The following is an 11621-nucleotide window of genomic DNA, read 5'->3' as shown; positions in this document are numbered from 1 at the left end:
GGCCGCCCCGGTAAAATAAGGGCTCCTCGGTCCGTTACGTCAGTCTTCCCCATATATCTGGATCAATAAGGGCCCTGTGGTCCGTTAGAGCGAAGGACAATGTTGAGCACAGTCCCTACGCCAACTCTGCTCCAGTCAGCCGCCGGTAAATCTCACGGTACCGACGCGTCGTTGCTTCGACCACCTGCGCTGGGAGCGGGTCTGGTTGGCTCTGCTTATCCCACTCGGAACCGGCGAGATACGTACGCACTGGCTCTTTGTCCATACTGTCGATCTCGATGTCCAGCTCGTAGTTCTCTTTGGCCCAAAATCTCGACGCATCCGGCGTAAACATCTCGTCAATGACAATCAACTTGCCGTCCACCAGCCCGAATTCCAGCTTGCAGTCCGCGAGCAGGATGCCGCGTTCCTCGCAATAATCCCGGGCAAAGGCGTACATCTCCAGGCTGCGGTCCCGCAGCTGTTCAGCCAATTCTTGGCCCACTTTGTCCGCCATCTCCGCAAACGAGATATCCTCGTCGTGGCCCACGTCATTTTTCGCCGCCGGCGTAAAAATCGGCTCCGCCAGCTTCGCGTTCTTACGCAGCCCTTCCGGTAGCTGGATACCGTTGATCGCGCCGGTCTTCTCATACTGCCGCCAGCCGCCGCCGGTCACATAGCCGCGCACCACGCATTCAATGTCGATGCGTTCGGCCTTGCGGGTCACCATGATCCGGTTGCGTAACGCCTCGCGATGCTCCGCCGGAATCACGTCCCCAAGCCGGTCCACGTCTGTATGGATCACGTGGTTCTCCAACAGATGCTTCGTCTTGTCAAACCAAAACGCGCTCAGCCGGTTCAGCACGTTCCCCTTGTCCGGCACCGCCGGATCCAGCACGTAATCAAATGCGGAGATGCGGTCCGTGACCACGATCAGATAATGCTCGCCAAGATCGTACAGCTCCCGGACCTTGCCTTTGTACAGCAGCGGGACCTTCACCAAATCCGCTGCGGTGGAAATTGCCGGTACCGCCATGAAGCTTCTCCTCCCCCTATAACCGCTATCAAGCCACTACTCGATTAATCCAAGCTTCCGGAAAATCGTATCGACATGCTTCAGATGCCAGGACGGATCAAATGCGTCTTCAATTTCTTCTTTACTTAAGACGGCGGTAATTTCCGGCGTCTCTTCAATGATGTCGCGGAATTGACGCTGCGTTTCCCATGCCTGCATCGCGCGCGGTTGCACCGTGTCGTAAGCTTGCTCACGGCTGAAGCCTTTGTCGATCAGCTTCGTCATCACGCGGCCGGAGAACGGTACGCCATACGTGCGAGCCATGTTACGCTTCATATTTTCCGGGAACACCGTCAAGTTCTTCACGATATTGCCAAAGCGGTTCAGCATGTAGTTCAGCAGCATCGTAGCGTCTGGCAGAATCACCCGTTCAACCGAAGAGTGGGAAATGTCGCGTTCATGCCACAGCGTTACGTTTTCGTAAGCCGAAATCATATGGCCGCGGATCACGCGGGACAAGCCGGAGATGTTCTCGCAGCCGATCGGGTTGCGTTTATGCGGCATGGCCGAGGAGCCTTTTTGCCCTTTGGCGAAGGCTTCCTCCACCTCGCGGAATTCGCTCTTCTGCAAAGCGCGGATTTCTGTGGCGAACTTGTCGAGCGACGTCGCGATCAAAGCCAAGGTCGCCATATATTCCGCGTGACGATCGCGTTGCAGCGTCTGCGTGGAAATCGGCGCCGGCGTCGTGCCCAGCTTGCGGCAGACAAATTCCTCTACAAACGGATCGATGTTCGCGTAAGTACCAACGGCACCGGAGATTTTTCCGAATTGAACATTCTCCGCTGCACGGCGGAACCGCTCCAGATTCCGTTTCATTTCCTCGTGCCAAAGCGCCATTTTCAGACCAAACGTGGTTGGCTCAGCATGCACACCGTGGGTCCGGCCCATCATTGGGGTATCTTTATAAGCCAAGGCTTTTTCTTTCAAAATATCGATAAAATTCAAAATATCCCGTTCCAAAATCGCATTGGCCTGCTTCAACAAATACCCCAGCGCCGTGTCTACGACGTCGGTCGAGGTCAAGCCATAATGCACCCATTTCCGTTCCGGGCCCAGGCTTTCCGAGACGGCGCGGGTAAACGCGATCACGTCATGGCGGGTTTCCTGCTCGATCTCATAGATCCGGTTGATGTCAAACGAAGCCTTCTCGCGCAGCAGCGCGGCGTCTTCCTTCGGGATCACGCCAAGCTCGGCCCAAGCCTCGCAGGCGCACAACTCCACTTCCAGCCAGGCCTTAAATTTGTTTTCCTCCGTCCAGATCGCTCTCATTTCCGGTCTGCTGTAGCGTTCGATCATTTACATTCATTCCTCCAAATGTTGGTTTGCTCTATCCAACGCAGCCCGTCCTCCACGTTGCGGCAGATCAGGTTGATATGCCCCATCTTCCGTTTGGGAGCGGCTCCGTGCTTTCCATATAAGTGTACTTTGGGGATCACCGGGAATCCAGTTTCGCCGCCGGCTTCGCCAAACCACTGGCCAGTAACAACGGCCTTGCGCACCGCCTCCAAATGCTCGCCCAGGATGTTGACCATCACGACCGGCGTTAACAGCTCCACCGGCCCCAGCGGCAGATTGCAGATCGCCCGGACATGCTGTTCAAATTGGGAGGTCGTGCAGGCCTCCATCGTGTAATGGCCGGAGTTATGCGGTCTTGGCGCCAGCTCATTGACGAACAGCTCACCATCCTCGGTCAGGAACATCTCCACCGCCAGCAGGCCAACGGCTTCCAAGCCTTCGGCGATTCGGGCCGCAAGCCGTTCCGCCTCCCGTTGCACTTGCTCCTCCACGCGGGCCGGCACGATCGACACATGCAAAATATTGTCGACATGAATATTCTCCGCTGCCGGGAACGTCTTTATTTCTCCGCGCGGGCTGCGCGCCGCGATGACCGACAGCTCCTTAACGAACGGGACAAATTGCTCTAGCACGAGCTCCGTCCCGGCCTTACTCAACTCGGCGTAGGCCGGCGCAATTTCGTCCTCGCCGCGAATGACCCATTGACCTTTGCCGTCATATCCGCCGGTGGCCGTCTTCAGCACGGCCGGGAGGCCGAGCCGGGCCACGGCTGCGCGCAACTCCTCCTCGCTGCCGATCTCCGCGTACGGCGCGACCTTCACGCCCGCTGCTTCGATGGCTCGCTTCTCCCGCAGCCGATGCTGAGTCGTATACAGCAATCGGCTGCCTTGGGGCACGTACGACGCTTCTTCCAACAACGCGGCTACGCCGGCGTCGACGTTTTCGAACTCGTACGTGATCACATCGGCCCGCGCCGCAAGTTCACGCGCCGCGGCCTGGTCGTCGTAGCGGGCCACGATCTGCCCCGCTACTTGGCCGCAAGGCGCATCCGGCGTCGGATCCATGGCTACGAACCGGTAGCCAAGGTTGCTCCCGGCCAGCGCCATCATCCGGCCGAGCTGCCCGCCGCCGAGCACGCCGATCGTCGCGCCCGGCGCAATCACCGGGGTGCCATTACCGCCGCCTGCTTTGCCCATCACGCCGCCGCTCATTCCGCCGCTCCCAACTCCGAGCCGCTCTCCAGCACCTCGGCTTTGATCCGGTCGCGGCGCTCCTGCACCCGGCGCATGACCTCGGAGTCAAATGCGCCCAGGATTTGCGCCGCCAGCAGCCCGGCGTTGATCGCCCCGGCTTTGCCGATCGCCACCGTCGCCACCGGGATGCCGCCCGGCATCTGCACGATCGACAGCAGCGAATCGAGCCCGTTCAGCGCGGCCGACTTCACCGGCACGCCGATGACCGGCAGCGTGGTTTTGGCCGCGACCATGCCCGGCAGGTGGGCGGCTCCGCCCGCCCCCGCGATGATGACCTTCAAACCGCGGCCTGCGGCCTGCTCGGCGAATTCGAACATCAAATCCGGGGTGCGGTGCGCGGATACGACATTTTTTTCGTAAGGAATCTGCAGTTCGTCCAAAACGGCACAGGCATGGGACATCGTCTCCCAGTCCGATTTGCTGCCCATGATTACGGCGACTTGTGCTGTCATGCCTCAACCTCCACGTTCATGTTTTCTTGTAAACCTATCTATAGAATGAGCCGAATACGGAAAAGGGCCCCGAACTTCCTGGAAACAATCGAAGATTTCCCGAAATTCGCGGACCCTGCGAAATACGATACCTGCGTGCGGGCAGCCACAGCCGCGCCGCCGGCAACGCAAAGCCCGGTGCTTACAAGCCCAGGCTCATAAAAAGAAGGCTTTCCGTGCGGAGTAGCCTTACCTTCATCACGTATTCGCTCGTAGTCCGAAAATTTACGGTTCTCGGGTAGAAACTTCCGGGCCCTATTCCCGGCATTATACGAGATTATGATGTTCGGCGGCGAGCCGCCTTTCCTCTCCTAGTGTACCAATGGCGGACACATCATGTCAACTCAAATCCGAACATTAATAGAATGTAAAATCCGAATGTTCGTTTTTGAACAATGTCCCTCTAACGCAAAAAAACCTAGCCTGGTATACAGACTAGGGGATCTATCGAATGCGGCTCTGATATCCACGGATGCGGCTCTGGATCTGAAATCTGCCGCACTTAACTGTAAAAAGTACCTTTAATTTCGCCAATCTCCCGCATTTGAAACCAATTAGATGTAAAAGTTACTGTTAATTTGGACCAAAACTCTATAGATCCAATCAAATGATTAAAATAACAGCAGAATTTCCAGCTAAATTGACAAAATCCCGCCGATTCCCCGAAATTAACATTACTTTTTCCAGTTATTTTATCCTCCAGCCTTACGGCCGGGCGGCAACCACCGATATCAGCAGCCTCCAACGGGAAAGCGCCATCCAACTTCATCCGCTCGATATCCAGCGACACCGACATCCAATAACAGTTGCTCCCGCTAACCAATCACCCGTTTCCAATAATCCTCTCATCCGCCCAACTGCTCCTGCACTTCGATAAACAGCACCTGCAGGAACTTCTTAATGTTCACTTTCCCTTTGCTGTTGCCCGGCTCGCGCCCTTCCTCGATCTCCTTCATCTTCAACCGCACATCCTCGAAGTCAAAATAGAGCGGGGCATAATACTCAAACCGGGGATTGCCGTAATCCGTCAAGCCCAGCGAAGCCAGGTTCGTCAGCCCCGCCATCAACGCGCGGCGCAGCCGTTGCTCGATCGCCTTGACCTCCTTGGCGATGTCCTCAGGCTTCGTCTTGTACGTGGCCGCGGTTTGACGATACAACTCCTTCAGCGGCGGCAGATTGCCGCCAGCTTCGCCTCCCCGCTCCAGCAGCAACTCCATGATGGCGATCATATCGCGGCTGCCGCTTTCGCCAATCAAGCCCATATTCATCAGAATCGGTTGGATCGCCTCGCGAACCGTTCGCTTGTTCTGAGTAGCGAGCGGTGCGCTGCGCAAGTCCTCCAGCTTCTTCAGACTCGATTTGATTTCATCTAAATAATGTCCTAACGCATAGCGTTCGTTGATCTTCCGCAGCACCGTCTCCACTTCGATCCGGTTGATCGGCTTGCGGATGAAGAACTCAATCCCGCTTCGGTACGCCCGTCCAACCATATCTTGATTTTCGATCTGGGAGATCATCACGAACCTGGAGCTGCAGCCTTGGGCGCGCAAGGAATCGATCACCTCGATTCCGTCCTGATCGGGCATCAGCAAATCCATCAGCACGATATCCGGCGGCTCGCTTAAAATTTGCCGCACCCCCTCCGCTCCGCCGCCGGCCGTCCCCGTCACCTCGCCCAGACCGCTGTCCTCGATAATGTGCTGCAGCATTTTTCGCGCACTGGCATCATCGTCAACGATACAAAAAGAGAGCGGCATCGGATAACCTCCTCACACTTTGGGTTAGTAGCGGTTTGCCAAGGATACGGTTGAATTGCAAACAGCTTTAAGCCGGCGCCACCGACTTCTGCAAGCTTGGGGTTGGAATCCGGATTTGAACCATCGCTCCGCCCAGCCCGGGTGCCGTCCCCAGGGAGATATCCCCGCCAAACCGGGCCACGATGTCGCGCACATGGGATAACCCAATCCCCGTCGCCGCGACGCCTTCCTCATCAAATTTGGTCGTAAAACCCGGTTCAAAGACCAGCTCCCGCTCGTCCTGTGGGAAGCCACTCCCGCTGTCGCTCACCGTGAGCAAGGTCCATCCCGCCTGCTCGCGAACCTCCAAATGAATCTGCCCCTGGCCCTGGATCGCCTCCACCGCATTGGCCGTCAAGTTCCCCAGCAGCGTAAGCAAGGGAATGTAGTTGGCGGTGTCGTAATCCAGGGTGATTTTCTGCGTAAAAACGACCTGCTTCCCCAACATATCGGCATACTGCCGCGTACTGTCGATGGTATATTGGACCAAGCTCGACAACGGCATATCCCCCGGGACTTCGCGGTCCGTCAACTTGATCAGCCCGGCCAAAATCCGCTGCGAATCCTTCTTCACCTCATGGATCTGCTCCGTCATCCCCAAGATGTGACGCTTGTGCTCCTCCAGGCCTTCTTCCGTTAACCGCCGGTACAACTCATAGCTGCGCAAGGTCAGCTCCTCCAGGGTGCCAATGGATTTCTTCAGGTAAAAGACCTCTCCATATAAACCGGAGCTAAAGCTAAGCATCTGCTCAATCCGCCGATTCTGCTCCTTCTGCACGATTCGCATCCGGCTGACGGAAATGCTGCTGTAAATCCCGGTAACAAAATACGTACGCAGCATGGCAATCATCATGAGAAACGTCCACTCGTTCAGTTTAAACGTAGCTGTGCCGGTCACAAGCAACCGAGTCAGCAGCTCCGACTCATTGGACATCAGGTCGATGACCGCGGTTACAGCCCCTAGCACCAAGGGATAGAAGCGGTCCAAACGCCGCTTGATCAGGGTCATCCCTAGGGCGAATACGATGTAATACACCGCCGCCGAGCAATGCCTTGTCACGCTTTCAGCCACGGTCAAGCCGTTGCTCAGCACCTGATCCAATCCCGTACGAAACAGCAGCACCACTACGCCGGTTATGACGCCCGTGACGAGATACGGCAACTGCCGCAGCAGCAGCAAAAACAACAAAAACGCGCTGCTCCCCAGACCAATCCGAAAAATATCGCCAACAAACGGATTAATCTTCAGTTCCCCCGCCAAGGCCGTCCCGATCGCAACGACCACAATCTGAACGTAAGCGGATCTTTGAAAGGACTTTATGACAACGCTCCGCATCCCCGCTCCCCCGGATCCCGTGAGTTATTTTGCCCCTTATCGTACCACATCCAGGGAAGGATGACTATGCCTTATATACCATTATATGTTAGTGTTATGTCAGTTGATGCCTAGGCTCGTCGTGCCTCCAATTGCCTTGAGATCACCGAAAGCACAAAGTTGACGGTAAAATAGATCAACGCCACCAGCAGCAGAATCGGTATCGTATACGTGTAGCCGTGACCGATGACAATCCCGGCGTGGTGCATCAGCTCCGGCAAGGAGATGACCACGGCCAGCGACGTGTCCTTGAGCAGCGAGATGAACTGGCTCACTAATGGCGGCACCATCCGCCGCAAGCCTTGGGGCAGCACGATGTGCCATAGTGTCTGCACGGCGCTGAGTCCTGACGAACGGGCCGCTTCGATTTGCCCTTTGTCAATGGAGGCGAGACCGCTGCGCACGATTTCCGAGATCATCGCGGCCTCAAAGATCGTCAGCCCGGTCACCGTCGCGGCCACAAGCCCGAGCTTGATGCCGACCTCCGGCAAGGCAAATCGCATGAAGAAGATGATCAGCAGCAGAGGCAAATTGCGGATGAGCTCGACACCCACCAGCATGATCGGCGACAGCACGGGCAGCTTCGTATACCGAATCACGCCCACGATACAGCCAATCAGGAAGCTTAGCACGATGGACAGCCCGGCGACGATCAACGTCACGTATAGCCCATCCGCCAAGAAGCGCAAATTCTCCGCACTGTACGCCCCCGCAAAATCCATCGAACTTCAGGCCTCCTTTCAGTATTTTTTCTCAAGTCTTCGCTCCCACACCCTCACTCCATAACTTAAAGGCAAGGTCAGCACCAAATAGAACAACGCCACAAAAATATAAGTATCAAACGTCCGGTACGTATCGGCATTCACGATGTCGGCAAAATACATCAGGTCGAGCCCCGCCACGATTGTCAACACCGAGGAGTTTTTGATTAAATTGATAAACTGGTTCCCGAGCGGCGGAATAACCAGCTTGATCGCTTGCGGCAGGATAATATGCAGCATCGTCTGCACGTAGCTCAACCCGGACGAGCGGGCCGCCTCCGTTTGCCCTTGGGGGATGGCCAGAATCCCGGCGCGGATCGCTTCTGCAATGAACGAAGATGTGTATACCGCAAGCCCGATCGTTCCCGCCGTGAAACCGTCAAGCGGTAAACCTAAAGCTGCTGGCCCATAATAGAAAATGTATACGACAAGCAGCAGCGGAATATTGCGGATAAATTCCACGTAACCTGTTCCGAACCAGCGCAGGGGCCGGACGGGGGCGATGCGGAACACAGCGATTAAGGCGCCCAGCACGAAGCTTCCCACCAGCGCCAGCAAGCTGGATAGCACCGTTCCCCGGAACCCTTCCAGGTACACGTCAAAATAGTCAGTTAGAATCGTAAAATCCATAACGAATTATTCGCCCGGCTTCTTGCCGATCCATTTTTCGTAAATCTTGTCGTACTCTCCGCTGTCGTGAAGCTCCTTCAATGTATCGTTTATTGCCTGCACAATGTCCGAGTTGCCTTTCTGCACCGCAATGCCGTAAGGTTCATCGGTAAACGGCTTGCCGACCACCTCATAATTCGGATCTTGGGCAGCCATACCGTAAAGAATCGCATCATCCGTTGTCAGCGCATCGCCTTGCCCCGCCTTCAGGGCGTTAAACGCATCCTGATAGTTATCGAACTCCAGCACCTTGATACCTTCCACTTTCTCGCGGATATTTTTCACCGAGGTTGAGCCTTTGCTGCCCAGCACCGTCGAATCGGCCGTCAGGCTTTCGATGCCTGTGATCGGGCTGCCCTTTTTCACCAGCAGCGACTGCCCTGCCTGGAAGTAGACGTCGGAGAAATCGACTTCCTTCTTCCGCTCCTCGGTAATCGTCATCGTAGCTACGATCATATCGATCTCACCGTTATTCAGCATCGGAATCCGCGTCTTCGAAGTGACTTCCTTCAGCTCCAGCGCGTTTTCATCGCCGAGAATGTGCTTAGCGATCGTCTTGGAGATATCGATGTCGAAGCCCTCGACGTTGCCGGTGGACGGGTCTTTGAGACCAAACAGCTTCGTGTCGTACTTCACGCCAACCACCAGTTTGCCGCGATCCTTGATTTTCGCCAAAGCTCCGGTTCCGCTCTCCCCGGTTGCCGGAGCGGCATTCCCGCCGTTCCCGGCTGTGTTGCCGCCTGCCCCATTACTTGCACATCCGGCCAGCACCGTCAACGCACATACCACCGCAATACTGATTAGCCTCCAACGCTTCTTCATTTCTCTTCCTCCCCTTGATTATCGATTAATTTAGTGGCTCAACAGACGGCTCAGGAACGCACGCGTCCGCTCTTCCCGCGGGTTCGCGAAGAACTCCTCCGGCCCTGCTTCCTCCACGATTTGCCCTTGATCCATAAAAACAATCCGGTCCGCCACCTCCCGGGCAAACCCCATCTCATGCGTGACCACCACCATCGTCATGCCTTCGCGGGCGAGCGTCCGCATGACATCCAGCACCTCGCCTACCATTTCCGGATCCAGCGCCGAGGTGGGTTCGTCGAATAGCATAATCTTCGGCTTCATCGCCAGCCCCCGGGCGATCGCCACCCGTTGCCGCTGCCCGCCCGACAGTTGGGACGGATACGCGGACGCCTTATCGGCGATGCCCACCTTCTCCAGATAAAACATCGCCGTCTGCTCAGCTTCCGCTTTGGAGATGCCCAGCACCTTAATTGGCGCCAGCGTGATATTGTCGATCACCTTTTTGTGCGGGTACAAATTAAAGTGCTGAAAGACCATTCCGATATCCCGGCGCAGCTTATTGATATCTGTCTTGCGGTCATGGACCGGGAGGCCGCCTACCGTCAGCTCGCCGTTCGTAATCGTCTCCAGCCGGTTAATGCAGCGCAGCATCGTGCTTTTCCCTGAACCCGACGGGCCAACAACGACCACGACTTCCCCTTCCTCAACTTGTAAATTAATCCCCTTCAGTACATGAAAATGACCAAAATGCTTATCTACCTGTCGAAAGCGAATCAACGGCAGCCCTCCTTTCGACCGCACATCCCTGAAGTCGATGTGAGTAATCGTAACATTTGAACATAACCTTACTTTGGAGACTATAAAAAACTACAATTCCCTACACGCCGACTAGAAAATCGCCCAAAAAAATTTGGGCATCTTCCTCAATCCTGTCGGACAAGCGTTAGTTTTCCTTACAGGAATCTTCCTTGATGGAGTTGAAGGAGTTAAGTTCTACACACGCCAAAAGTTCTAACGCTTGGGTTAGACGCTATTTGCGCTAAAATCGGAGCGTGCAACTTGTAACGCTTATGGGAGAGCTTATTTCGGAGTTTTCTCCCGAAAAAGGCGGCTCCCAACTCAAATAAGCACGCTGGTCAGCGTTAGAAAAAAAATCTAGTGTTTTTCGCCTCAATAAGCTTTCTGGCAAGCGTTAAAACCGATACCCAGCACAACATGCTTCCAACAAGCAAAAAAGCCCAACCGAAATGATTCGGTCAGGCTTCTTGTAACAAGCTGGCTCTTATTATTTCACGACGAGCACCGGGATCCGGGCATGCTGGACGACGTTATGGCTGACGCTGCCAAGCACGAATTCGCGGATGCCGCCCAGTCCGCGGCTGCCAATGACGATCAGATCCGCCCCGCTCTTCTGAGCGTACTCCAGAATCGTCTCTGCCGGAGCCCCTTGAACCATTTCGACTTTAGGCTCCAGACCTGCGGCCACAACGCGTTTCTTCGCTTCCTCTACCGTTCTCTCTGCGAGCTCATAGAAATCCTTGTTCATGGAAGCAGGTACCGGCACAAAGCCCTCGGCCACGTAAAAACGCGGGAAGTCGTACACATGCAGGACCTCCAGCTTGGCTTCGGGCGTCGTTTTGCACAACTCAATGGCTTTGTCCAGCGCTTTGTTTGCTGCTTTCGAACCGTCGTACGCGGCTAAAATCTTATGGAATAGCATGGAAAGCACCTCACTTGTCCCAAGAGTTTATATCATAAAATACCCATAAAGTACGGCGTTGAAAAGAAGCAGCAGCGGAATGCCCACCCGGAAGCTGAAGTGCTTCGTTTTATGGCGTTTGGTATTCATGGCAACCAGTACACCCAGCGCTCCGCCCAGTGCAGCAAGCAGAAACAGCGTTCGCTCCGGGATCCGTTCACGTCTCTGCCTCGCCCGCCTCTTGTCATCGGACATCACCAGATAGGCGACCGCATTGATAAATAGAAACCATACGAGTAACCCCGTCCTCATCTTCGCCGCCCCCTTCGAGCCCATTGCTCGGTTATTGCTTAGTATTTCCTCTTAATGGATAAATCTATTATACCTCAATCCAGAGCAATCGGCATCTTGAAGCCAATACGC

13 protein-coding genes and 1 riboswitch are annotated in these 11621 nt (G+C 55.4%); all 13 genes read right to left on the bottom strand.

What is annotated here, in order from left to right; genetic code table 11:
- Positions 1-115: 115 nt before the first annotated feature.
- On the bottom strand, positions 116-1015 hold the full coding sequence (locus POTG_RS09030) for a phosphoribosylaminoimidazolesuccinocarboxamide synthase (RefSeq protein WP_009224522.1): 900 nt from the start codon (positions 1013-1015) through the stop codon (positions 116-118).
- 36 nt (positions 1016-1051) lie between these two features.
- Positions 1052-2350: an adenylosuccinate lyase gene (purB, locus tag POTG_RS09025; RefSeq protein WP_009224521.1), complete on the bottom strand. Its 1299-nt coding sequence runs from the start codon at positions 2348-2350 to the stop codon at positions 1052-1054.
- Positions 2347-3561, bottom strand: a complete 1215-nt coding sequence (purK, locus tag POTG_RS09020) for a 5-(carboxyamino)imidazole ribonucleotide synthase (protein WP_009224520.1) — start codon at positions 3559-3561, stop codon at positions 2347-2349. The genes purB and purK overlap by 4 nt, the downstream gene beginning before the upstream one ends.
- The gene (gene purE, locus POTG_RS09015) at positions 3558-4055 is read right to left on the bottom strand and encodes a 5-(carboxyamino)imidazole ribonucleotide mutase (protein ID WP_009224519.1); all 498 of its coding nucleotides are present in this window, start codon (positions 4053-4055) and stop codon (positions 3558-3560) included. The genes purK and purE overlap by 4 nt, the downstream gene beginning before the upstream one ends.
- Before the next feature lie 232 nt (positions 4056-4287).
- Positions 4288-4389, bottom strand: a riboswitch (purine riboswitch).
- Positions 4390-4596: 207 nt separating this feature from the next.
- Positions 4597-4890 carry a hypothetical protein gene (locus POTG_RS09010; RefSeq protein ID WP_009224518.1) on the bottom strand — a complete coding sequence of 98 codons (294 nt, stop codon included), beginning with the start codon at positions 4888-4890 and terminating at the stop codon, positions 4597-4599.
- Between the two features lie 49 nt (positions 4891-4939).
- On the bottom strand, positions 4940-5851 hold the full coding sequence (locus POTG_RS09005) for a response regulator (RefSeq protein WP_009224517.1): 912 nt from the start codon (positions 5849-5851) through the stop codon (positions 4940-4942).
- Between the two features lie 67 nt (positions 5852-5918).
- Positions 5919-7226 carry an ATP-binding protein gene (locus POTG_RS09000; RefSeq protein WP_009224516.1) on the bottom strand — a complete coding sequence of 436 codons (1308 nt, stop codon included), beginning with the start codon at positions 7224-7226 and terminating at the stop codon, positions 5919-5921.
- A gap of 110 nt (positions 7227-7336) precedes the next feature.
- A complete protein-coding gene (locus POTG_RS08995) occupies positions 7337-7987 on the bottom strand; it encodes an amino acid ABC transporter permease (protein ID WP_009224515.1) in 651 nt (216 codons plus the stop codon).
- An 18-nt stretch (positions 7988-8005) separates the two neighbouring features.
- Positions 8006-8656, bottom strand: coding sequence for an amino acid ABC transporter permease (locus POTG_RS08990; RefSeq protein WP_009224514.1), 651 nt, complete (start codon positions 8654-8656; stop codon positions 8006-8008).
- A 6-nt stretch (positions 8657-8662) separates the two neighbouring features.
- Complete coding sequence (locus tag POTG_RS08985) at positions 8663-9517, bottom strand: glutamate ABC transporter substrate-binding protein (RefSeq protein ID WP_009224513.1); 855 nt, start codon at positions 9515-9517, stop codon at positions 8663-8665.
- A 30-nt stretch (positions 9518-9547) separates the two neighbouring features.
- On the bottom strand, positions 9548-10276 hold the full coding sequence (locus tag POTG_RS08980) for an amino acid ABC transporter ATP-binding protein (protein WP_036644873.1): 729 nt from the start codon (positions 10274-10276) through the stop codon (positions 9548-9550).
- Positions 10277-10784: 508 nt separating this feature from the next.
- Positions 10785-11219: a universal stress protein gene (locus tag POTG_RS08975; RefSeq protein ID WP_009224511.1), complete on the bottom strand. Its 435-nt coding sequence runs from the start codon at positions 11217-11219 to the stop codon at positions 10785-10787.
- 27 nt (positions 11220-11246) lie between these two features.
- A complete protein-coding gene (locus POTG_RS08970) occupies positions 11247-11510 on the bottom strand; it encodes a DUF1294 domain-containing protein (RefSeq protein ID WP_036644872.1) in 264 nt (87 codons plus the stop codon).
- Positions 11511-11621: the final 111 nt, after the last annotated feature.

The sequence above is a fragment of the Paenibacillus sp. oral taxon 786 str. D14 genome (genome assembly GCF_000159955.1).
Lineage (GTDB): Bacteria > Bacillota > Bacilli > Paenibacillales > Paenibacillaceae > Fontibacillus > Fontibacillus phoenicis.
The sequence above is the reverse complement of the archived record's forward strand: the minus strand, read 5'-3'. Positions and strand labels throughout refer to the sequence as shown.

Excerpts from the sequence above, each read along its gene's own strand:
- POTG_RS08975 (WP_009224511.1), bottom strand. The coding sequence starts at position 11,219 with ATGCTATTCCATAAGATTTTAGCCGCGTACGACGGTTCGAAAGCAGCA.
- POTG_RS08990 (WP_009224514.1), bottom strand. The coding sequence starts at position 8,656 with ATGGATTTTACGATTCTAACTGACTATTTTGACGTGTACCTGGAAGGG.
- purB (WP_009224521.1), bottom strand. The coding sequence starts at position 2,350 with ATGATCGAACGCTACAGCAGACCGGAAATGAGAGCGATCTGGACGGAG.
- POTG_RS09005 (WP_009224517.1), bottom strand. The coding sequence starts at position 5,851 with ATGCCGCTCTCTTTTTGTATCGTTGACGATGATGCCAGTGCGCGAAAA.
- purK (WP_009224520.1), bottom strand. The coding sequence starts at position 3,561 with ATGAGCGGCGGCGTGATGGGCAAAGCAGGCGGCGGTAATGGCACCCCG.
- POTG_RS09030 (WP_009224522.1), bottom strand. The coding sequence starts at position 1,015 with ATGGCGGTACCGGCAATTTCCACCGCAGCGGATTTGGTGAAGGTCCCG.
- POTG_RS08970 (WP_036644872.1), bottom strand. The coding sequence starts at position 11,510 with ATGAGGACGGGGTTACTCGTATGGTTTCTATTTATCAATGCGGTCGCC.
- POTG_RS09000 (WP_009224516.1), bottom strand. The coding sequence starts at position 7,226 with ATGCGGAGCGTTGTCATAAAGTCCTTTCAAAGATCCGCTTACGTTCAG.
- POTG_RS08995 (WP_009224515.1), bottom strand. The coding sequence starts at position 7,987 with ATGGATTTTGCGGGGGCGTACAGTGCGGAGAATTTGCGCTTCTTGGCG.
- purE (WP_009224519.1), bottom strand. The coding sequence starts at position 4,055 with ATGACAGCACAAGTCGCCGTAATCATGGGCAGCAAATCGGACTGGGAG.
- POTG_RS08985 (WP_009224513.1), bottom strand. The coding sequence starts at position 9,517 with ATGAAGAAGCGTTGGAGGCTAATCAGTATTGCGGTGGTATGTGCGTTG.
- POTG_RS09010 (WP_009224518.1), bottom strand. The coding sequence starts at position 4,890 with ATGTCGGTGTCGCTGGATATCGAGCGGATGAAGTTGGATGGCGCTTTC.